Annotated in this window: 19 protein-coding genes; 6 read left to right on the forward strand and 13 right to left on the reverse strand. The window is 71.6% G+C overall.

The window, feature by feature from the left end; translation table 11 throughout:
• Positions 1 to 21 precede the first annotated feature (21 nt).
• The 6 genes from KV102_RS14945 to KV102_RS14970 form a co-directional block, all read right to left on the reverse strand.
• Positions 22 to 1,560, reverse strand: a complete 1,539-nt coding sequence (locus KV102_RS14945; RefSeq protein WP_308290344.1) for an AMP-binding protein — start codon at positions 1,558 to 1,560, stop codon at positions 22 to 24.
• Positions 1,561 to 1,683: 123 nt separating this feature from the next.
• Entirely contained in the window at positions 1,684 to 3,165 is a 1,482-nt protein-coding gene (locus KV102_RS14950) for a DUF4153 domain-containing protein (protein WP_220346756.1), read from the reverse strand.
• Positions 3,162 to 4,160 carry an ATP-binding protein gene (locus KV102_RS14955; protein WP_220342575.1) on the reverse strand — a complete coding sequence of 333 codons (999 nt, stop codon included), beginning with the start codon at positions 4,158 to 4,160 and terminating at the stop codon, positions 3,162 to 3,164. Before KV102_RS14955 ends, KV102_RS14950 begins: the two co-directional genes overlap by 4 nt.
• Positions 4,157 to 4,849 (reverse strand): response regulator transcription factor, encoded by a 693-nt coding sequence (locus tag KV102_RS14960; RefSeq protein ID WP_220341022.1) that lies wholly within the window; start codon positions 4,847 to 4,849, stop codon positions 4,157 to 4,159. The genes KV102_RS14955 and KV102_RS14960 overlap by 4 nt, the downstream gene beginning before the upstream one ends.
• Before the next feature lie 107 nt (positions 4,850 to 4,956).
• Positions 4,957 to 5,826, reverse strand: a complete 870-nt coding sequence (locus KV102_RS14965) for an ABC transporter permease (RefSeq protein ID WP_220341023.1) — start codon at positions 5,824 to 5,826, stop codon at positions 4,957 to 4,959.
• The gene (locus KV102_RS14970; RefSeq protein WP_220346757.1) at positions 5,823 to 6,752 is read right to left on the reverse strand and encodes an ABC transporter ATP-binding protein; all 930 of its coding nucleotides are present in this window, start codon (positions 6,750 to 6,752) and stop codon (positions 5,823 to 5,825) included. The genes KV102_RS14965 and KV102_RS14970 overlap by 4 nt, the downstream gene beginning before the upstream one ends.
• Positions 6,753 to 6,884: 132 nt before the next feature.
• Here KV102_RS14970 and KV102_RS19640 point away from each other — a divergent pair, with 132 nt between their 5' ends.
• The 4 genes from KV102_RS19640 (at position 6,885) to erm (ending at position 10,361) form a co-directional block, all read left to right on the forward strand.
• Complete coding sequence (locus tag KV102_RS19640; RefSeq protein ID WP_220346758.1) at positions 6,885 to 8,000, forward strand: sensor histidine kinase; 1,116 nt, start codon at positions 6,885 to 6,887, stop codon at positions 7,998 to 8,000.
• On the forward strand, positions 7,997 to 8,647 hold the full coding sequence (locus KV102_RS14980) for a response regulator transcription factor (RefSeq protein ID WP_220341026.1): 651 nt from the start codon (positions 7,997 to 7,999) through the stop codon (positions 8,645 to 8,647). Before KV102_RS19640 ends, KV102_RS14980 begins: the two co-directional genes overlap by 4 nt.
• Positions 8,648 to 8,681: 34 nt before the next feature.
• Positions 8,682 to 9,368 (forward strand): vancomycin high temperature exclusion protein, encoded by a 687-nt coding sequence (locus KV102_RS14985; RefSeq protein ID WP_220341027.1) that lies wholly within the window; start codon positions 8,682 to 8,684, stop codon positions 9,366 to 9,368.
• 198 nt (positions 9,369 to 9,566) lie between these two features.
• The gene (gene erm / locus KV102_RS14990) at positions 9,567 to 10,361 is read left to right on the forward strand and encodes a 23S ribosomal RNA methyltransferase Erm (RefSeq protein WP_220341028.1); all 795 of its coding nucleotides are present in this window, start codon (positions 9,567 to 9,569) and stop codon (positions 10,359 to 10,361) included.
• Between the two features lie 2 nt (positions 10,362 to 10,363).
• On the opposite strand, the gene KV102_RS14995 is transcribed toward erm, so the two are convergent.
• Together KV102_RS14995 and KV102_RS15000 are read right to left on the reverse strand one after the other, a co-directional pair.
• The gene (locus KV102_RS14995) at positions 10,364 to 13,153 is read right to left on the reverse strand and encodes a DUF2804 family protein (protein ID WP_220346759.1); all 2,790 of its coding nucleotides are present in this window, start codon (positions 13,151 to 13,153) and stop codon (positions 10,364 to 10,366) included.
• Entirely contained in the window at positions 13,150 to 14,451 is a 1,302-nt protein-coding gene (locus tag KV102_RS15000; RefSeq protein ID WP_220341030.1) for an MFS transporter, read from the reverse strand. Before KV102_RS15000 ends, KV102_RS14995 begins: the two co-directional genes overlap by 4 nt.
• Positions 14,452 to 14,583: 132 nt before the next feature.
• Between KV102_RS15000 and KV102_RS15005 the strand changes: the two genes are divergently transcribed.
• On the forward strand, positions 14,584 to 16,383 hold the full coding sequence (locus KV102_RS15005) for a tannase/feruloyl esterase family alpha/beta hydrolase (RefSeq protein WP_220346760.1): 1,800 nt from the start codon (positions 14,584 to 14,586) through the stop codon (positions 16,381 to 16,383).
• Between the two features lie 115 nt (positions 16,384 to 16,498).
• Positions 16,499 to 17,170, forward strand: a complete 672-nt coding sequence (locus tag KV102_RS15010) for a GntR family transcriptional regulator (RefSeq protein WP_220341032.1) — start codon at positions 16,499 to 16,501, stop codon at positions 17,168 to 17,170.
• Between the two features lie 31 nt (positions 17,171 to 17,201).
• Here KV102_RS15010 and KV102_RS15015 read toward each other — a convergent pair whose 3' ends face one another.
• The 5 genes from KV102_RS15015 to KV102_RS15035 are packed head-to-tail and all read right to left on the reverse strand — an operon-like array spanning position 17,202 to position 21,675.
• Positions 17,202 to 18,152 carry a VOC family protein gene (locus tag KV102_RS15015; RefSeq protein ID WP_220341033.1) on the reverse strand — a complete coding sequence of 317 codons (951 nt, stop codon included), beginning with the start codon at positions 18,150 to 18,152 and terminating at the stop codon, positions 17,202 to 17,204.
• 22 nt (positions 18,153 to 18,174) lie between these two features.
• Positions 18,175 to 19,242 (reverse strand): 4-oxalomesaconate tautomerase, encoded by a 1,068-nt coding sequence (locus KV102_RS15020; RefSeq protein ID WP_308290345.1) that lies wholly within the window; start codon positions 19,240 to 19,242, stop codon positions 18,175 to 18,177.
• The gene (locus tag KV102_RS15025; RefSeq protein ID WP_220346761.1) at positions 19,239 to 19,949 is read right to left on the reverse strand and encodes a 4-carboxy-4-hydroxy-2-oxoadipate aldolase/oxaloacetate decarboxylase; all 711 of its coding nucleotides are present in this window, start codon (positions 19,947 to 19,949) and stop codon (positions 19,239 to 19,241) included. Before KV102_RS15025 ends, KV102_RS15020 begins: the two co-directional genes overlap by 4 nt.
• Positions 19,946 to 20,698, reverse strand: coding sequence for a PIG-L deacetylase family protein (locus tag KV102_RS15030; protein ID WP_220341035.1), 753 nt, complete (start codon positions 20,696 to 20,698; stop codon positions 19,946 to 19,948). Before KV102_RS15030 ends, KV102_RS15025 begins: the two co-directional genes overlap by 4 nt.
• Positions 20,695 to 21,675: an ABC transporter substrate-binding protein gene (locus KV102_RS15035; protein WP_220341036.1), complete on the reverse strand. Its 981-nt coding sequence runs from the start codon at positions 21,673 to 21,675 to the stop codon at positions 20,695 to 20,697. Before KV102_RS15035 ends, KV102_RS15030 begins: the two co-directional genes overlap by 4 nt.
• Positions 21,676 to 21,816 lie beyond the last annotated feature (141 nt).

Here is a 21,816-nt window from a genome sequence, read left to right on the forward strand (position 1 = left end):
ACCCCACCCTGCCAGGCAGCGTCACGCTGAGGTCGTGCCCTGCTGGGCGAGGTACTGGTCGCGGATGTCGCGCTTGAGGATCTTGCCGCTGGGGTTGCGGGGGAGCTCGTCGACCAGGTGCCACTCGCGAGGCACCTTGAACTTCGCCACGCCGGCTCGGACGTGCTCCTCGAGCCCGGCCAGGTCGACGGTGGTGCCGCGGCGCGCGACGAGGAAGGCCGCCACCCGCTCGCCGTACACCTCGTCGGGGACGCCGACGACGGCGACGTCGTCGACCTCGGGGTGCCGGGCGACGACCTCTTCGATCTCTCGCGGGAAGATGTTGACGCCGCCGGCGATGATCATGTCCTTCTTGCGGTCGACGATCGAGAGGAAGCCCTCCTCGTCGCGGACCGCGATGTCGCCGACCGTGACGAACCCGTCGTCGGTCGTCGCCTCCCGGGTGGCGTCCTCGTTCTTGAGGTATCCCTTCATCAGCAGCGGTGAGCGTGCGAACAGCTCGCCGGGCTCTCCCGGTCCGACCTCCTGGCCGTCGTCGTCGAGGAGGCGGACCTCGTTCATGAACCACGGGTGCCCGACACTTCCGGGCTTGCGCAGCGAGTCCTCCGGACGCAGGTCGGTGACGACCGAGCACTCGGTCGACCCGTACAGCTCGTGGACGCCCACGCCGGGGAACGCCTCGTGCACCCAGGCCTTCAGCTCCATCGGCAGGGCGGCGGCGTTGAAGTAGAGCGTCTGCAGGGCGGACAGGTCGTAGGCGCGCGTCGGCTCCTCGACCATCCGCCGGATCTGCTGGGCATGGGTCGGGACCAGGAAGACGGTGCTGACCTTCTGCTCGGCCATCCCGGCGAGGAACCGCTCGGGGTCCCACGACGTCAGGACCGTGGTGGTCCCTCCCAGCTGAGGGCCGGCGTAGGCGAAGGCGAACCCGGCGCCGTGGTAGAGCGGCGCGACCGCCATCGTCGACGTGGAAGGCCCGAGACCCCACTCGATCGCCGAGGCGTAGTTGGTGAGGACGCGTCCGCGGTGGGTGAGGATCACGCCCTTGGGGAGCCCGGTCGTCCCGGAGGTGTAGGTGATGCAGAAGGTGTCGTTCTCGTCGACGGCGATGCGCGGGTCGACCGCACGCGACTCCGCCAGGAACGTCTCGTAGTCGAGGCCGAAGCCACCGTGGAAGGAGATCACCGTGTCGAGCTCCTCGACGAGCGACCCTGCGCCGGCCGCGAGCGCATCGTCCATCAGCAGAGCGCGCGCCTCGCAGTGCCCGAGGATGTAGGCGTTGTCGGAGGCCTGGTTGCGCGGGTTGAGCGGGACCATCGGCAGACCGGCCTTGGCGAGCGCGGCGGCGATCTCGAAGTACTCCATGCGGTTGCCGCTGAGGACGGCGACGGGGTCGCCGGGCCGCAGGCCGTGAGCGAGGAGGCCGGACGCGAGCCGGTTCGACCGCTCGTCGAGCCCGGCGAACGTCAGCGACCGGTCACCGTCGACGACCGCGGTCCGGCGCGGTGTCGCCCGTCCGAACTCGCGGATCCCGGTCGCCATGTTCAGGTGCGTGCTCACGGTGGCTCCTTCGTCGTCCTGACCGGCCGGCATCGGGACCTTCGCCGGCCGAGATCAGCCTGTCTATCATATCTAATCTACAAGCCGCCATGACCGGATTCCGGTGCACCGAGGGGTGACCGGTCAGCTCGGACAGACGACGCCGCTGTCGAGACTGGGAGTCCAGACTTCGCTCGCACGCGCCCGGCCGAGGTTCCAGGCCAGCCAGTCGCCCGCCTGCGGAGGGCGGACCGTGGCGCACCCGCGGACCTCGGCGGGCAACCCCGCGAGCACGGGTGTCGCGTCGTCGGAGAGCTGATAGAGGTAGTGCCAGTCGACCTTGCCGGTGCTCTCGTAGCGCGCGATGTTGCGCTCGGCGATGTAGGCGTCGGGATTGATCGCCGCCAGGACGACCAGGACCGAGGCTCCGGAGAGGAGCGCAGCGCGCGGCACCCACCACCCCGACAGGCGCACCCCCGCGGCGACGACCAGGGCGAGGACGAGGCCGAGCCAACCCTCGAAGAACGACACCAGCAGCCGCAGGCGTGTGAATCCGTACGCCTCCTCGTAGACGTGCATGCGGGAGAGCGCGGACACGACGACGATCAGCGTCAGCAGGCAGAGCGCGCCGAGGACGACGCGCAGCAGCAGCCGGTCGCGCGCCCGGGCACGTGACGCCTTGCGCGCGGTGAGCGCGACGACCCCGAGCGTGAGCATCGTCGCGACCGTGAGCTGGCCGAAGCCCTGGTGCACGTACTCGGCGTAGGTGAGTCCGGTCGTCCGGCGGAGGTAGCCGTGACCGCCGAACATCACCGTGAGCTGCGCGGTCACGAACAGGCCGAACACCGCGACCACGAGGGACACCGGGACCAGCCACTCGAAGCGCCGAGCGACCGGCGGTCCCGGCGGCGGCGCGAGGCGCTCGACCAGCGGCGGGTTGAGCGCGGCGTACACGCCGGCCAGGGTCAGCGCGGCCAGCGCCAGCCCGGCGAACGCCCGGGCGGGCGTGTCGGCCAGCGTCAGGTCGGGCACGAGAGCGTCCACCCACCGGGCGAACAGCGCGTCCGCCGAGGCGAAGAGTGCGACGAAGACGACGACGGCGACCACGGAGAGCAGGACGGTCCGGACGACCGGCACCCACGTCCGTGCGCCCCGACCCCGTGCGACCGACCTCCCCACCCACGGCAGCCCGCGCACCGAGCCGATCGGAACCAGACCGGTCGACGCGACGATCCCGATGACCGACCGGGCTCCTCCGAGAGAGGTGGCTCCGACGACGAACGCCGTGAGCAGGCACAGGAGGCTGAGCCACTCCGCGGCCCGCAGGAAGAGCGTGGACAGCAGGAGAAGGATCAGCGCGGCCGAGACGAGATGGTACGGGCGACGGAGGTGCGGGTCGGCGAGGGCGACGACGGCGCACACGCTCACCAGGACCAGGAAGGTGCCGAGCCCTAGCTGCCGGTGGGGCAGCACGAGCGCGGCCAGCACACCCACCGCCGCCACCGCAGCGACGAGCCGGGGACGGGCCGCAAGCGACTTCTCGGGCCAGAGGTCACCGAAGAAGACGTCGAACGCGGGCGTGGGCTTGGCGGGAGGTGCAGGAGCGGGAAAGGTGGGGATGGTCATGGGAGTCGTCCCTCCGGGAGACAGGCGCGGATGCGGCATCCGGTCGTGGTGTCGGCGACCTCGATCGTGCCGCCGTGCAGGTCGGTCACCCAGCGTGCGATCGCCAGGCCGAGGCCGGTGCCGCCGTCGTCCTGACCGGCGCCGGTGCCGGTCGTGAAGCGCTCGAAGACGGCCGTACGTTGCGCGGGTGCGATGCCCGGCCCCTCGTCGGAGACCTCCAGCACCATGCCGCCCTCGCCGGGGTGCGCCCGGATGGTCACGGTGCCCTGGTCCGGGCTGTGACGCGCTGCGTTGTCGAGGAGGTTCGCGGTGAGCTGGTGGAGGCGTGCACGGTCGGCGCGCACGACGAGATCGGACGGCTCGACCTGCACCGTGAACCGCACCGGGCGTCCGGTCAACGTCGCTTCGCGGACGGCGTCCTCGAGGAACGGCCGCACCTCCATCGGCTGGGCGTCGAGTGCACTGATCCCGGCGTCCACGCGGGACAGGTCGAGCAGGTCGGACACGAGGTGGCTGAGCCGCTCGGTCTGGTCGAGCGCCGTACGCAGCTGCTCGGGGTCAGGCTCGACGACACCGTCGGCGAGGTTCTCGAGCAGCGCCCGCAGCGCGGTGACCGGCGTTCGCAGCTCGTGCGAGACGTTCGCGACGAGGTCGCGGCGCTGTCGGTCGACGGCCTCGAGATCGGCGGCCATCGTGTTGAACGCGCGGGAGAGCTCGCCGACCTCGTCACGTGACGACGCAGTGACCCGGCGGGAGTAGTCGCCGGTTGCCATCGTCCTCGCGGCCGCCGTCATCTCCCTCAGCGGCGACGTCATCCCGCGGGCGAGGAGCTGGGTGAGGAGCAGGGCGACGGCGACGGTCGCGGGGACGGTCACGAGCGGGTCGAGGCCGAGGCGCGAGCCCGCGAGCGGGAGCACGGCAGCGACGGCGACCGTCACCGCGACGAGGACGCCGAGCTTGGTCTTGATCGAGCCCAACCGGTCGAGCGGTCTCACGAGGTCACCTCCAGGGCGTAGCCGACCCCGTGGACGGTCCGTACGACGTCGGCGCCGAGCTTGCCGCGAAGGGAGCGCACGTGACTGTCGACCGTCCTGGTGCCGGCTGCGTCGGGCCAGTCCCACACGTCGGCCAGCAGCCGCTCACGGGTCAGGACGGTGCCGGGCGTCGCCGCGAGGCACACCAGGAGGTCGAACTCCGTCGGTGTGAGGTGGACCAGCTCGCCGTCGCGGCGGACCAGACGGCGCGCGTGGTCGATCTCGAGCGGTCCGACCGTGCGCGGACCGGGGGCGCCGGCCGCGAGCGATGCCGCCCGCTCGACGCGCCGGAGGAGCGCCCGGACCCGAGCGACGAGCTCCCGCATGCTGAACGGCTTCGTGAGGTAGTCGTCGGCTCCGACCCCCAGACCCACCAGTACGTCGGTCTCGTCGTCGCGAGCGGTGAGCATGAGGACGGGCAGCGGTCGCTCGGCCTGGATGCGCCGGCACACCTCGTGCCCGTCGTACCCCGGAAGCATCACGTCGAGGACCACCACGTGCGGCAGCCAGTCGGCCGCGGCCGCGACGGCGCTCGGGCCGTCGTACTCCTGACGCACCTCGAAGCCCTCGGCGACCAGTCGGTCGGCGACGGACTGGTTGATGAGGCGTTCGTCCTCGACGACCAGGACGCGTGCTGCCGTCGTGTTCATGCCTCGACCTTAGGTTCGCCGCTGCGCAGGGGAGGCCGGGAACTCGTGAAGATCCTGTGCAGGTCGTCCCGGGAGTACGGGACGACCTGCACAGGACGCAGGACCGCTCAGGCGACGTCGCGTCGACGGACCAGGACGATGACCAGGACCACGAGCCCGACGCAGTAGGCCGCCACCGTCGTCAGCGCCTGGCCGCCCGAGAGGACGTCGAGGATGCCCGGGGTCTCGTTCGGGTTGGCGGAGACGTCGATCAGCGCACCGACCAACGACCCGCCGGCCGTCCCGGGCAGGACCTCTGTCACCGCCTCGACGGGGCCGAGCAGCGCGCCGACCCCGCGGAGGAGGTTCTCGACGACCAGGGCCCAGACCAGACCGAGACCGACCGCCAGCGCTGGTCCGCGCGCCACGGTGCCGAGCGCGAAGCCGAGCAGCGCCCACATCTCGAGGACGAGGAAACCACCGCCGAACGACTCGGCGAGCGCACCCGCCGACGGCCAGGTGACGGCCTGCGACTCGGTGCCGGCGACCAGGAGCGAGACTCCGGCGAACAGCACCAGCGTCAGTGCGAGGCTGCCGAGGACGGCGATCGTGAGCGCGACCAGCGAGCCACCGACCGTGGCGGGACGGGACGGACCTTGGGTGAAGATGGTCTTCCACGTGCCCCATCCGTAGCCGTTGCCGGCGACGATCGCGCCGAGCACCAGCGCCAGCGCGCCGCCGAACATCGGCAGGCCCTGGACGAGCACGACCGGGAGCGCGGGAGGCAGCATCTCGACGAGCAGCCCCGCACGTGTGTCGCCGTCACCGGCGAAGCTGAGGTCGCCCGTCCGGTACGACAGGTACGGGAACAGGTAGCCGAACACCAGAGCCAGGGTCACCCAGACGGCGACCAGCACCCACACCGCCGGCCACCTGCGCAGCCGGAGAACCTCTGCTCGTGTGCTGCGGACGACCGGGTTGTCGATCAGCGTGGTCATGCCACCGTCTCCTTCGTCTGCGCGGGCGTCGTCTGCGTGGTCGTCGTCATCTCGAAGAAGACCTCCTCGAGGCTGCGCTCGGTGGGGAACACCTCGTGGACGTCGACACCCGCCGCGACCAGGTCGCGGACGAGCGCCGGCGCGCCCGCCGGTTTCAGGTCGAGCTCCAACCCGTGCGGCGTACGGTGCACCGCGTCGTCACCGGCTGCCTTCATCGCGACCGCGAGCGCCGTGTCCTCCGGGGTGGCGCGCACCCGCAGGGTCGCCTCCCCGCGGAGCTCGGCGACGCGTGCCTCACGGAGCAGCCGACCGCCGTTGATGACACCGACGCGGTCGCAGATCTCCTGGACCTCGGTGAGCAGGTGGCTCGACAGCAGCACGGTCTGCCCGCCTCGTGCGAGCGAGACGACGAGTGCCCGCATGTCGGCCATCCCGGCGGGGTCGAGGCCGTTGGTCGGCTCGTCGAGGACGATCAGCTCCGGGTCGCCCATGAGCGCGGACGCGACGCCGAGCCGCTGCTTCATGCCGAGCGAGTACGCCTTGAACCGGTCGGCCGCACGGTCGGTGAGGTCGACGCGCTCCAGCGCCGCGTCCACGGCCGCGTCGCCGAGTCCTCGATAGCGCGCCAAGGTCCGCAGGTTCTCGCGGCCCGACAGGTACGGGTAGAAGCCCGGCCCCTCGACCAGGGCGCCCACCTGCGCGATGACGTCGGGGCGACCTGCCGGCCGCCCCAGGACGCTCGCCGAGCCGGCCGTCGGCCGGATCAGGCCGAGCATCATCCTCAGGGTCGTCGTCTTGCCGGCCCCGTTCGGGCCGAGGAATCCGTAGACCTCGCCCCTCCGCACGGTCATGCTGACCGAGTCGACGGCGAGTCGATCGCCGTACCTCTTGGTCAGCCCGTGTGTCTGCACCACCAGATCGTTCATGGGCACCACGGTCGTCGTTCGCGTGCTGCGTCGCGTCCGCTGCGTCGCGGCTCCGGCGTACGCGGATCCGCGTACGCCGGAGCCTCGCGTGGTCGTACGCCGCAGGGCTCTAGCCGGTCTATCGTCGGGCCCGTGAGCGACCGGCGCAGCGTCCTGGCGAACGCCCATGGCTGGTGGGCGATGGTGGCCGTCGTGCTGCTCGGCACCTTTGCGGCCAACCGCGACGTCGACCCCGGTCACGGGGCGGTCGCGGCCGCGGTGATCGTCGCGGTGCTCGCCGTCCTTCCCGCCGTGCTCCCGTGGCGACCCGAGGTGGCCGTCGCGGCGAGCGGTGTCTGCACGGCTGTCTACTTCGGCGCGGGATTCGCGGACGGCCCGATCTTCCTGGCACTCCCGACGGTGACCTTCGTGGCCGTGCTGCGGGCGACGTCCTACCGGTGGGTGCCCTGGGCCGCCGGCGCCGCCGTCCTCGCGGCGATCACACTCGTCCTCCGGATGCTCGTCATGGACGGGGAGTGGACGCAGGAGGTCTGGCAGGCCATCGGACTGCTCGCCGTGGTCGCGGCGGCCGGTGCCGTCGCCACCGCCGTGAGCCAGCTCGAGGCCTCGCGCGCCGACCGGACCGCCCGTGCGGCGACCGAGGAGCAGCTGCGCATGGCCCAGGACCTGCACGACGGCGTCGGGCACGGGCTGGCCGTGATCGCCATGCAGGCGGGAGTCGCCCTGCACCTGCTCGACCGCGACCCGGAGAAGGCCCGCGAGAGTCTGGAGGCGATCCGTGCCACCAGCCGTGAGTCGCTGGACGCGCTGCGGACCGAGCTCGGTCGCATGGCGGGTGCTGAGTCTGAGGCGGCTCGCCGCCCGGTGCGCGGACTGGGCGACCTGGACGCGCTGATCGAGCGGGTACGCGCGGGTGGCCTCGAGGTCGACCGCGAAGGCGAGCCTGGCGCGGTCGACGACCGGATCGGTGAGGTCGCCTACGCCGTGGTGCAGGAGGCGCTGACCAACACCTTGCGTCACGCGGACGCGAGCCGGGCGGTCGTCGCGATCGTGCGCGAGCCGGGGACGGTCGTCGTGAGCGTGCGCGACGACGGACGCGGTGCACCCGCAGAGGGCCAGGATGAGGGCATGGGGATCTCCGGCATGCGGGCACGCGTCGCCGAGCTCGGCGGCACCCTGGACGTGACGCCGGCCGACGACAGCGGCAGCGGCTTCGTCGTCCGCGCGACCCTCCCGGACCCCGCGTGATCCGCGTGGCGCTGGTCGACGACCAGCCGTTGGTCCGGATGGGACTGGCGACCCTCGTCGACTCCGAGGACGGCCTGGAGCTGGTCGGGCAGGCGGCCGACGGTCGGGACGGGCTCGCGCTGATCCGCCGTACGAGGCCCGACGTGGTGCTGTGCGACGTCCGGATGCCGGTGCTCGACGGACTGGCGCTGCTCGAGGAGGTCACCCGTGACCCGGCACTCGCCGGGGTGCGGGTCGTGATGCTGACGACGTTCGAGCTCGACGAGTACGTCTTCGAAGCCCTGCGGCACGGTGCCAGCGGGTTCCTCCTCAAGGACGTCGAGCCCACCGCCCTGCTCGACGGGATCCGCGTCGTGGCGGAGGGGGGATCGCTGCTCGCCCCGTCGGTGACGCGGACCGTCATCATGCGGTTCGCGGGCACGTCGGCCGCGTCGCGTCCGCATCCCCGCCTCGGCGACCTCACCGAGCGCGAGACCGAGATTCTCGGCTGGGTCGCGACCGGTCGCTCGAACCAGGAGATCGCCGACGAGCTGGTCGTCAGCCCCGACACCGTCCGGACCCACGTGAGCCGGGCGATGGTCAAGCTGCACGCCCGCGACCGTGCGCAGCTGGTCGTGTACGCGATCGAGTCGGGGCTCGGGCGATGACACGGCCGACGGCCCGCCCCCTACGCTGACCGACATGAACCGCACGCGTCGGGCCGTCGTCGTCCTCGGGGTCCTCGGACTGACCGGCATCGTCCTCCTCGGCACCGCCAACGCCGTCGTGCTGGCGCGCACCGACCAGTGGATCGTCGACGATCCCGACGACCTTCCGCACGCCCAGGTGGCGATCGTGCCCGGCTCGCTCGTGCGACCCGACGGTACTCTCGGGGCGGTCGTGCGCCAGCGGGTCGACGCGGCGGTGGCCCTGTACGGGGCGGGCACGGTCGACAAGATCCTGGTCTCGGGAGACAACGGCACGCACGCCTACAACGAACCGGACACGATGCGTGACGCCGTCCTGGCCGCCGGCGTCCCGCCCGAGGACGTGTTCACCGACTACGCGGGCTTCAACACGTGGCACACGATGCTGCGGGCTCGCGAGGTCTTCGGCGTCTCGACCGCGGTCGTGGTGACGCAGGACTTCCACATCGCGCGGGCCGTCGACCTCGCCCGCAACGCGGGGCTGGAGGCGTACGGCCTCGGCGTCGGCGACGCGAACGCCCTGCGCGCCGACGTGCGTGAGCTGCTCGCCCGGGTCCGCGGGCTCGGTGAGGCGACCGTGCGGCCCGACGTCGTCCTCGGCCCGCCGCTCCCCATCGAGGGTGACGGGCGCGACTCCTGGGCACCCGACCGCCGGCCGCCGGTCGACGCCAAAACCGGGTGACGAGGTGGCACCGACCTCCTAAGGTGGCGCGCATGTGCTTCGCCTTCGCGTGCCCCCTCGTGATCCGTCCCCGCCGCTCCTGACGGCGCGGCGCCTCACCTTCGATCGCGTCGTCCTCCGGATGCCCCGCACCCGGCAGCGCGTCGGCGACCCCACCCGCTCCCGGGTGCTCCACTCCTCTGCGGTTGGAGCGCTCCCTTGCGATCACACACCCCTCACGGCGGCCGGCACGAGCTCGGCCAGAACTTCCTCCACCACCGTCCGACCATCGAACGCATCGTCGCCCTCGTCGGTGCGACGGACGGCCCCATCCTCGAGCTCGGCAGCGGCGACGGCGCCCTCACGCGTCCGCTCGCCGGCCTCGGACGCGACCTGCTCGCGGTCGACCTGGACCGTCGTCGCGTCGAGCGCCTTCGCGCGCGGCTGCCGGGGGTCACCGTCCGTCAGGGCGACGCGCTCGACGTACCGCTCGACCGTCCCGTCGTCGTCGGCAACGTCCCGTTCCACCTGACCACCCCGATCCTGCGGCGCCTGCTGCGGTCGCCGGGATGGCAGCACGCCGTCCTGGTGACGCAGTGGGAGGTGGCGCGCAAGAGGTCCGGTGTCGGAGGGAGCACCATGATGACGGCGCAGAGCGCGCCGTGGTTCGCCTTCGATCTGCATCACCGTGTGCCTGCGAGCCACTTCACCCCGATGCCGAGTGTCGACGGCGGGATCCTCACCGTCGAGCGGCGTGAGCACCCGCTGGTGCCGACGACCGAGCGCGCCCGGTACGAGCGGTTCGTGCGGGCGGTGTTCACCGGCCGGGGGAGGGGACTCGAGCAGATACTCGTACGGGTGACCGGGACGCCGGCGCGAGGCGTCCGGCGTGCGCTGGCCGAGGCGCCCGTCGGCCGAGCGGCGCTGCCGCGCGACCTCGCCCCGGCCCAGTGGGCGGCGTTGTGGTGTCGGCTCGGAGCGGCGGCGGTGAACGAGCGGTCACCTGGGTCCTGACGTCACCAGCGGTTGCGGACGTCCTCGGCCCATCCGACGAGCCCGTCGACCTCGACCCAGGTCCCGGTGTCGTCCTGGACGCGTCCGCTCCAGTGGCCGAAGCACTGGTGCGTCCGGGACGAGAAGACCTTGAGGTCGGTGACGGACCTCTTGAGGTGGAAGGGCGTGAACGTGAGGTCGACGGTGCCACCGGTGATCCGCCAGGGCGCCATCCAGTCCTCGACGTCGTAGCTCCACACCAGCTCCTCGCTGATCTTCGACAGGTGCCCGTCGACGACCAGCGCGTTCTCCACCGACCCGGTGCCGTCGGTCCACTTCCCACCGACCTGGATCCCGATCACCCGGCCGCCGGTGCGACCGGACCCCGCACCCCAGTTCCAGTGCATCGCGTACGGCCAGCGACCGCGGCCGTGGTCCAGCGTCGCCCAGGACTCGCCGTCGGGAAGGTCGGAGGCGACCCCGTCGACGCGGATCCTGCCGGTCGCCGGACGCGCCACGTCCTTGACCGTGTACTGGAACAGACGGTCGCTCCACGGCACGACGACGCCGAGCGACTCGTGTCCCTCGGGTCGATGGGCGACGACGTCGACCTGCACCCGCTCGGTCCGGGCTCGGAGACGCGTCCCGCCGTCGACCTCGTCGAGAGCGATCTGCACCTTGTTGGTCCGGGCACGGGCCGGACCGGCCCCCAGCGTGCCGGGCAGGGTGGCGCTCCCGCCGAGGATGCCGATGGCGTCGTACGCGATGGTCTCGCCGGTGGTCCGGTCCAGCAGCCACAGGCCGTGCACGGCGGCGTAGTCGATGTCGGAGAGCACGAGGGCGACCACGTGCGTGGGGGTCGTCACCGCCCAGTACTCCCAGCGCTTGTTGCGCCCCTTGCCGAGGCGGCCACGGCCGATGCCGTCGGTGGTGATCAGAGGCGTGCGCGTCCACCCGACCGCGTCGGGGTTGAGACGACCGTCGGGCAGCGTCAGGGACACCGGCGCCGTGATCTCCCGCTCGACGACGGTCAGCGGGCGTGCAGATCCACCTGCCGCGTGGTCGTGCCGCTGCCGCAGCCGCTGGTTGGATTCTCGTACTGCTTCGGCGTCCACCTTGAGCACCTTCCGGTCGTACGTCATCAAGCCGTTGGTCTCATCCTCCACGTCGGCGAGCTGGGTGTAGACGAAGGCCGTCAGCCCTTGCTCGACGGCGGGTCCCACCTGGGTGTGCTGGAGGCGCAGGTAGGCACGCTCGAACGACGAGCGGTCGGCGATCTTGCGGTAGCCGAACTCCTTGTCGCCCCAGACGTGTCCCGGCACCCGATGGGAATAGCCGCCGTACTCCGACAGCACGGCCGCGCGCGGGTCGTCGGCGTCTGCACGCGAGAGACGGTAGCGCCGGAAGTAGACGTGCCTGCTCGCCATGTCGCCGCCGCCCTGGTCGTACCAGCCGCTCGCGTGGTCGACGGGGCGGCTCGGGTCGAGCGCGGTGACCCGCTGGGCGACGGCGTCGGCGTCGAACTGGCCCCAGCCCTCGTTGAACGGCACCCACGCCGCGACGCTCGGGACCGAGCGCAGCAGCGCGACCGTCGTGTCGAGCTCCTCCAGGAACTCCTTACGGCCGTCCGCGTCCTCGCGTCCGAACACGCGGTAGCGAGAGTCGTCCAGCCGGACAGGCAGCACGACGGGCGCGGTGACCACCGCGGGGTGATAGCGGCGGCCGCCGTTGACCATGTCCTGCCAGACGAGCATGCCGAGCCGGTCGCAGTGGTGGTACCACCGCATCGGCTCGATCTTGATGTGCTTGCGCAGCATCGTGAAGCCGAGGTCCTTGGCCGTCCGGATGTCGTGGACCATCGCCTCGTCCGACGGCGGGGTGTAGAGGCCGTCCGGCCAGTAGCCCTGGTCGAGCAGACCGGCGTGGAGGTATGGCTCGCCGTTGAGCAGCAGGCGCGTACAGCCGTGCGCGTCGGGGCCTGTCCCGAAGGAGCGCATCCCCACGTAGCTCGTGACACGGTCGTCGCCGAGCCGGACCTCGACGTCGTACAGGAAGGGGTCCTCGGGTGACCAGGGGCGCACGCCCGAGCCCAAGCTCAGCCGAGTCGGCACGCCGACCGCCACGTCGGCGCCGACGACCGTACGGCCCGCCGCGCCGATCGACACCTCGGCCTCGCCCGCCCCGCGCCCGCCCGCGACGACGCAGACCTCGACCTCGCCGCTCTCCAGGTGCGGCGTGAGCACGAGCCGGTCGACCCACCGCGCCGGGACCGACTCGAGCCAGACGGTCTGCCAGATCCCCGACTGCGGCGTGTACCAGATGCCGCCGCGGTCGAGTCGTTGCTTGCCGCGGCTGCGCCACGACGTGTCGGTGACGTCGCGGACGCGGACCACCACCTCGTGCACGTCGCCGGTCAGGGCGTCGGTGACGTCCAGCGTGAAGGGGAGATAGCCGCCGCGGTGCTCACCGACGCGCGTGCCGTCGACCCACACCTCGCAGTCCTGGTCGACCGCGCCGAAGTGCAGCAGCACGCGGTCACGCACGAACCCGTCGGGGAGCTGGACCGTACGGCGGTACCAGAGCGCCTCGTCGGGCTGCAGCGTGCGGCCGACCCCCGACAGCGGCGCCTCGGGAGAGAAGGGCACGACGATCTCGCCGTCCCACGAGGTCGGTACGGCGTCCGCAGACGCAGCGGTGAACGTGTGCTCCCAGCGACCGTTGAGGGTGACGTAGGAGTCGCGGACGAGCTGGGGGCGCGGGTGCTCCGGCAGCACGCGGTCCGGGTCGAGGGCGTCGCCCCAGGTGGTCATCATGCGGACGGCTCCAGGGTCGCCGGGCGCGAGTCCATCGTGCGCAGCATCCGGGCGGGGATCACGATGAGCAGCACGACGACGGCGGCCGTGGGAAAGATCCACGGGCTCGGCACCTGCTTGACGACGCCCAGCTCGGTGAACGTCTCGTCGGCGCCGGCGATCACCGCCGCGCCCAGGAAGGGTCCGACCACCATCGGGACCAGGACCGCGAAGATCATCCGCAGGCCCTGCACCTGGCCGGCGCGATCGGGTGGCGTCAGGTTGCGGACCGTGGCGGAGATGGCGGCGACACCGAGCATGAATCCCGACATCGTCACGATGCCGGCTCCGATCACGGCGAGCATGTCCCGCGCGGGGAACATCAGGAGCAGGCCCACGACGTACGCCCCCGCGACCGGCAGGATCGCCCGCGGCGGACCGACCCGGTCGAGCACACGGCCACCCAGGACGCTGACCAGGGCCGCGCCGAGCAGGACCGACGCCAGCACGATCGCGTAGCCCTCGATGTCGAGGTAGCGCTGGACGTAGATGATCAGGTACGGGAGGAAGACCTGCGTGCTCGTGCCGAGGATCGCCCACGCGCTCAGCGCCAGGTAGAGCCTCGGCTGTGCACGCACGGTGCTCGGACGCAGGCCGTGGACGACCGACGACAGATAGCTGCCGCTCGGTCGAGGCGTGCGGGTCTCCCGGAGCCCGAACCACGCGACGACGCCCACCACCGCCGTGGCGCCCCCGACGACCGAGAAGAACAGCACCCAGTGCCCACCCCGGGTGAGCGGGTCGAGCGCCCCGAAAACCAGCAGCATCGCGAGCAGCGGCATCGTGGCGAGGACGCCGTCGACGCGGCCTCGGTTGCCGGGGTGGGTGGAGTCGGTGACCCAGGCGTTGAACGCGGCGTCGTTGGCGGCCGCGCCGAGGACACTCATCACGCAGTCGAGCAGGATGATGACCGCGATCGCGACCGTCACGGCGTCGACCATCGGGAGCAGCGCCGCGGCGGCATCGACGCTCACCAGCCCGAACGCTGCGGTGCAGGCACCCCACAGGACGTAGCCGCCGGCGATCAGCTCGCGACGCCGCCCGCTGCGGTCCGACGCCGCGCCGGCGAGCAGCGTCGCCACGGTCGCGGCGAGAGCGCTGGCGGCGACCAGCGTCGCCAGCGCCATCGGAGAGTCGGTGATCGTGTCGTAGACGAACACGTTCAGGTACATGTTCTCGACCGTCCAGGCCAGCTGGCCGGTCAGGCCCAGGACGACGACCCACGTCCAGAGGCGACGGTCCGCCGGGTGCTCGTTCATGAGCCGGACTGTAGTGGCGTCGATCACGTCTGCGGCGGATCGGGGTCGCGAGATATTGACAACGTGATTGCATTGAGGATTGTTGACGATCTGTGCGACGCTCGTCACCTCGGTCTCGACGAGGAGGCGCACATGCCCTGGTCCTTCATCCCCCGGCTCCGCCCGCAGCGACCACGCGGTGTGGCCGTCACCGTGGCGGCCCTGCTCACTGCCGCAACGCTTGCCCCTGTCGCCGTCGCCACGGCCGCCCCTGCCGTCGGGGGCGGTGGCAGATCCGCCCACGCCGGGGTCACCCCCGACGGCCTCGCCCGGCTCAAGGCCCTGGCTCCCGTCATGGGCTGCGCGGAAGTGGCCGAGCTCGACCTGACCGGGGTGACCGACGCCCCTGTGGACATCACCTCAGCGACAGTCGTGTCCGCCGGCACCCCGGCGCCGTACTGCGAGGTCCGCGGCACCATCGCCCCGGCCGACACGATCGTCGTCCGGCTCCCGGTCGAGGGCTGGACGCAGCGCTACGTCCAGACCGGCTGCGGCGGTCTCTGCGGCAACGCCACCATCAACTACGGCCAGGCCGCGGGCTGCCCGGTCCTCGCCGACGGGTCGGTCGCGAGCGCGACCACCGACATGGGGCACCAGGGGCAGAACGACGGCTCCTGGGCGGCCGGCAACCCGCAGGCCCAGATCGACTTCGCCTACCGCGGCGTCCACGTGACGGCTCAGACCGCGAAGGCGATCATCCGCGCCTTCTACGGCCGTCGCCCGGCCTACTCCTACTTCACCGGCTGCTCCGACGGCGGCCGTGAGGGGTTGATGGAGGCCCAGCGCTATCCCGACGACTTCGACGGGATCGCCGCCGGTGCGCCGGCCAACAACATGGCCGTCCAGAACACCTTCCACCACGCATGGAACGTCCTCGCCAACAAGGACGAGGACGGACGCTTCATCCTCCTCGCCGACAAGCTGCCGCTGGTCCACTCCGCGGTGATGGCCCGGTGCGACCGCCGCGACGGCGTCGCCGACGGCGTCCTCGACGACCCGCGCGCGTGCGACTTCGACCCGGCCGTCCTTCGGTGCCGACCCGGCCAGGACACGGCGACATGCCTGTCGACGGCGCAGGTGCGGGTCGTTCGCAGGTTGCACGAGGGCGCGACCGACTCCCGTGGTCGTCGTCTCGAACCTGAGATCTCCCACGAGTGGGGCTCGGAGCTCGAGTGGACGCTGTTCGTCCCAGCCAGTCAGGGGCAGACGCCGATGAGCGAGAACTTCGCCCTGTCCTACCTGCGCTACCTCGCCGAGCCGAACGACCCTCGGCCGGACTTCGAGCTCGAGGACATCGAGTTCACCGTGCCGTCGTTCTGGCGAACCGTGCAGTCCTCGAGCTACATGTCAGCGCTCGACCCCGACCTGTCCGCCTTCCGGCGCGGCGGCGGCAAGCTCCTGCTCTGGCACGGCTGGAACGACCAGCACATCTCTCCGCAGTCCACGCTGGCCTACTACGACGCCGTGCAGGACACCCTCGGCGCACGGCGTACGGCGTCGTTCTCGCGGCTGTTCCTCTTCCCCGGGCTCGCGCACTGCAGCGACGGGGCCGGGCCCAACACCTTCGACGTGCTCACCCCGGTGATGGCGTGGGTCGAGAGCGGACGTGCTCCCCGCTCGATCGCCGCCTCGCGGACGGCGGACGGGTCCACCCGGACGCGTCCCGTCTTCCCGTACCCGACGGTGGCGCGGTACGACGGGACGGGCAGCACCGACGAGGCGCGCAACTTCGTGCCGGTCACTCCACGCCGCCAGCCCGGACCGGGCTACCGCTGGGTCGGTGAGCGGCTCTACTCGTCCGACTACCAGACCTGGTGCCGGGCCGTGGACGGGAGGCTCGTCTGCCGTCCGTCCCGCACGTGGCTCACCCGGCGCGGTGACCTGGCCAGGTGACCGACCGGTGGTGCTGCCTCGCTTCCCCTGGGTGAGGCGGCACCACCGATATGATCGACGTCGATGCCGGCGGCAGCTCAGCAGCCGGCGCGAGTGCTTCCCGGGGAGGGCACGCATGGCCGCGACCGAGGGGCGTCCCACGAGCGATCCGCGCGTGGTCACCGACGCCATCCGCGCCGCGATCCTGAGCGCGGAGTTCGCCCCGGGCCAGCGCCTCGTCGAGGCTGACCTGTCCGAGCAGTTCCGCGCGAGCCGGTCGGCCGTGCGTGCCGCGCTGTTCAGCCTGGCGACCGAGGGCCTCGTCGAGCGGATCGCCAACCGGGGCGCACGTGTCCGGGTGGTCTCGCTGGAGGAGGCGACCGAGATCTACGAGGTGCGCATGGTCGTGGAGGCGCTGTGCGCCGCGAAGGCGGCCGAGAGGATCGACGACGCCGACGTCGCGATGCTGCAGCAGATCGGCACCGAGATGCGAGCTGCGGTCACCTCAGGAGACGTGTTCGGCTACTCCGCGCTCAACCAGCGGCTCCACCGCGCCCTGCGCGACCTGAGCGGGCAGAAGACCGCAGCGGACGTCCTCGACCGACTCCGCGGGCAGCTCGTACGCCACCAGTTCCGGCTGGCGACCCAACCCGGGCGCCCGCAGGTCTCGCTCGACGAGCACCTGCAGATCATCGACGCCGTCTGTGCCCGCGACCCCGACGCGGCCGCCATCGCGGTTCGCCGGCACCTCGAGAGCGTCATGGCGGCGATGCGCAAGGCGGCGGAAGCCACGGCCGCCGCCGTCTGACCGCAGGCCCGCGCTGCCCTTTCGCTTCCGGCTAGGCGAGCGGCGGGGTGCCGTGGGTGTGGAAGCTCTCGATGGTCTTGAGTCCCCACGCCTGGCCCTTCGCCCGCTCCGCCTCCGTCCACGTGACCAGCGGCCAGTCGGGGGCGAGGACGAGGCGGGTGAGCGGGTTGCAGAGCTCGATGCGGTTGCCGCCCGGCTCGTAGACGTAGAGGAAGAACGTCTGCTGGATGGCGTGCTTGTGCGGGCCCGTCTCGATGAAGACACCGTTGTCGAGACACAGATCGGCGGCGCGAAGGATGTCCTCGCGGGTGTCGGTCGCGAAGGCGACGTGGTGGAGACGCCCCGACGACCCGGACCAGTCCTCCGTGTAGACGAGGTCGTACGACTTGTTGGTGAAGGTCAACCAGCGTGCTGCGACGGTGCCCGAGTCCAGCACGATCTGCTCGGTCGGACGCCCCCCGAGCGTGTGCTCGACGAACTCGACGTTCGGCAGCACCGAGGCCGCCAGGAAGTTGACGTGGTCGAGACGACGCACGCCGACGCCCTGGCGCGGCTTCGCCTGCGGCTGGTTCTTGAGGCCCGGCCGGAGGTCGTCCGGTGCGTCGTACCAAGCGGTCTCGTAGTACAGCGCGATCTCGTGGCCGTCGGGATCGGTCGTCACGTACGTCGGTCCGGTGCCCGCGCGTCCGTCGGTCCAGCGGCCGTCGCGCCCGCTCTCCTCGATCGCGCGGACTCGACGGCGCAGCGCCTCGTCGCTCGACGCCCGCAGTGCGGTACGCCGGATCCCCGCGGTCTCGTGCGCCGTGACGACGACGCTCGTGAGCTCGTAGTCGTCAAAGGTCCGCAGGAGGACGGACCCCTCCTCGCGCCCGGCCTCGGTCATGCCCAGGATCTCGGTGAAGAACCAGACGGTCCCGTCCACGTCCGGGGTGAGCAGCTCAACGTGGCCGAGGTGGGCGATGTCGCCGAGGGGCGGGGGCATGGTGGCTCCTTCGGGCAGGGGGTCAGAGACGAGCGGGGCCGGGGAAGACGGTGCCGTCGAGCAGCATGCGGGCCGTCCGCACCACGGACGTCCGGCTGACGCGGGGTGTGTCGCCGGCAGTTTCGTCCACGTCGAGAGCGAGGTCGAGGAAGCCCGTCGGGTGCTCGAGGCGGACACGCCCCCCGGGCCTGGCCGCGAGGTCGTACGCGACCGTGCCGGGTAGTGCGGCGGCCGCGGCGATGGAGGCGCCGCCGAGCACGCCGATCGCCTCGTGGACACGGTGCGGGATGAAGCTCCGGGTGCGCAGCGAACCGCCCTCCTCGGGTGAGGAGACGAGGACGATCTTGGGGACGGTCGACGTCTCGAGATCGGTCGAGAGCCCCATCGCCGCCGACGCGGCGGCCCTGACGAGATGGACGCGCTCCCGCAGCGCGTCGTCGGCCTCGAGCTGGTCGGGCGGCTCGCCCCCGGTGATGCCCAGGTCACCGGCACGGACGACGACCGTGGGCATCCCGTTGTCGATGCACGTGACGTCGAGGCCGGCGAGCCGATCGATGACGGCGCCCGTCGGGAGGAGGGGGGCGGACGGCGGGGCGAGCTCGATGTCGACGGGGGCGGCGGTTCCCGGGACGCCGGCGAGGTCGGTGTCCCCCTCGTACGTCACGGTGCCCCCCGGCGTCCGCACGTGCAGGGTGGCCCGTCCGCCGGTGTTGAGCATCCGGACCCGGACGGGGGTGACGCCACCGTAGGCCCCGACGAGGCCGCGCTCGACCGCGAACGGTCCGACCGCGGCGAGCATGTTTCCGCAGGTCTGGGAGTCGGAGACGACCGGCTTGTCGACGACGACCTGGAGGAAGAGGTAGTCGACGTCGACGTCGGGCTCGGACGAGGTGGAGACGACGGCCACCTTGCTCGTGAGTGGGTGGGCGCCGCCGACGCCGTCGATCTGACGACGGTCGGGGCTGCCCATGACGCGCAGCAACAGGTCGTCACGGTCCGCGCCGCTGGGCGGGAGGTCGTCGGCGAGGAACACCGCCCCCTTGGAGGTGCCGCCCCGCATCAGCGCGCACCGGACGCCGTCCGAGGTCACTGCCGGCCCTGGGCGTCGCGGGCGGTGTCGTACGGGCGGTACTCGACGCCGAGCCGTGCCAGCACGTCGCGCAGACCGTACCGGTCGAGACCGAGCTGGCCGGCGCGGAACGCCTCGCGGGTCGCCGCCTCCTTCTCGACCCGAGCCTGACACGCCTCGAGGGTCGCCTCGACGTCGTCGAGCGGGACCCGCACGACACCGTCGTCGTCGGCGACCACCACGTCGCCGGGGCAGATCGTCTGGTCGGCGATGGTCACCGGGACGTTCACCGAGCCGGCCGTCGCCTTGACCGTGCCTTCGGCACTGACGTGGCGCGACCAGGCGCCGAAGCCCATGGCGCGCAGCTCGGCGGTGTCGCGCACGCCCGAGTCGATCACCACGGCGACGGTCCCTCGGTGCGCGAGCGCGGTGGCGAACAGCTCGCCGAACATCCCGTGGGTCGACGGCGCAGCCGTGGCGACGACGAGCACATCACCGTCACCGCACTGCTCGACCGCGGCGTGGATCATGAGATTGTCACCCGGCCAGCACACGGCGGTCACCGCGCCGCCGGCGACGGTCAGGCCCTGCTGGATGGGTCGCACGTCGGGACCGAGGCTGCCGGTGCGCCCCATCGCCTCGTGGACCGTCGCCACGCCGTACTCGCGCAGCCGTGCCACGGCCGCGGGGTCCGGGCGTGGTGGTGAGGTGACGACGACCGGCGTCATGCCAGTTCACCGGTCACCTGCGGGTAGGGCCGCATGTAGGCCTCGCCGTACGTGGTGCTCGCCAGACCAAGGTTGGGACCGGCGTTGCGCCGCAGCTGGACCCCTCGCCGGGTGGCGAGATCGGTGTAGTAGTCCCAGAGGTGCTGCTGGGCCGCCAGGCACTCCATCGCGGCACGCTTGGTGTCGAAGACCTCGGTGATGTCGAGGAGGACCTCGGGCCGGAAGCCGGACATCTCTGGCTGGTGCGGCTCGAAGAAGAAGACCGGCGGGGCGCCCAAGGGCTCACCGGCGGCGGGGTAGCCGGCCGCCTGTGCGAGCACGCGGGCGTCCAGCGCCATCCGGGCCGCAGCCGGGTGGTCGACGTTGTAGGGGTCCTCGAGAGGATGGGTGAGAACGACGTCGGGCTGCACCTCCCGGTAGAGGCCCACGAGGTCGTCGACGAGCTCGGGCCGAGCCACGAGGGGATAGTCGCCCGCGTCGAAGAAGCGCACGGTCGCCCCCAGGACGGAAGCCGCCTCCTCCGCCTCGGCACGCCGTACCGCCTTGATCTCCTCCAGCGAACGCCCCTCGCGCCACGCTCGGGCGGACTCTCCCCGCTCGCCGAAGGTGAGGCAGGCGATCGTCACCTGCTGGTCCCGCGAGGCGGCGAGCGCGATCGCACCTCCCGCCCGCCACACGAAGTCGCCCGCGTGCGCGGTGACGACGAGAGTGGATCGAGTGCCCGCCGACTCCTCGACTGCAGAGCTCACGGAAGCATCTCCTCCAGGTCGGGCTGCTTGCTGATGAGCTCGTCCTGCTCGGCCAGGTCCGCGAGCTTCTGGACGGAGTCCTCGTCTATCTCCGCGGACCAGCGGGGGAGCATGACGGCCTTGCCGATCGCCGGGTCGATCTCGGTGTAGGTGCCGAGGACGGTGCGGACCTCGTCCGGGTGAGCCTGGGCGTACTCGAGCGACTTCTCCATCGCGGTACGGAACTTCTTGACGACCTCGGGGTTCTTCTCGGCGTACCCCTTCGACGCGAAGTACATGCCCACCTCGAGGTTGGGGTCGGTGGCGGCGTAGTTCGAGACGACCTGCCGGTCGCCCTGCTGGGTGGTGATGGTGAGGAAGGGTTCGACGACCTGCCCGGCGTCGACCGTCCCCTTGGAGACCGCCGCCGCGATGTCGGGGAACGGCAGCTCGATGTAGTCGATCGACGAGGGGTCGCCGCCGTCCTGCCGAACCGCCTCGTTGATGGTCGTGGTGTTGATGTTCTTCAGGGTGTTGACGGCGACCTTCTTGCCGGCGAGGTCGGCGGCGGTCTGGATGTTGCTGTCCTTGGAGACGATGACGGCGCCGAAGTCCTTGCCCGCCTCGCCGGTCGAGGAGACTCCCGCGCTGACTACCTCGAGCGGGAGGCCCTGGGTGTTCGCGAGCAGGAGGGAGATCGTGTTGCTGAAGCCGAACTGGAACTCGTCGCTCACGACCCCGGGGACGATCGCGGCTCCGCCCTGCGCCGTCTTCAGGGTGAGATCGAGGCCCTCGTCCTCGAAGAAGCCCTGGTCGATACCGAGATAGATGGGTGCGACGTCGACGATCGGGATCACACCCACGGTGACGGCGGTGGTGCCGTCCTCGCCTGCCGACGAGTCGTCACCGCCGCAGGCGGTGAGTGCGAGCATCACCGCCGCCACCACGGCGAGGAGCCGGAGCGGGCGCGGAGCGCGGGGGGTGGGCGACCTGTGCATGGGGTCTCCTCGGGGGTCGGGCGGTCGTGCCCGGCGACGGATGCCTCGGGTGAGGTGCCAGGCACGCTACCGATATTGTGAACAATTGTGAAGACGAAATAGCAGACAAGGGTAGAGACCCCTGAGGAGCGCTAGCGTCTG

Source organism: Mumia sp. zg.B53 (assembly GCF_019550935.1).
Lineage (GTDB): Bacteria > Actinomycetota > Actinomycetes > Propionibacteriales > Nocardioidaceae > Mumia.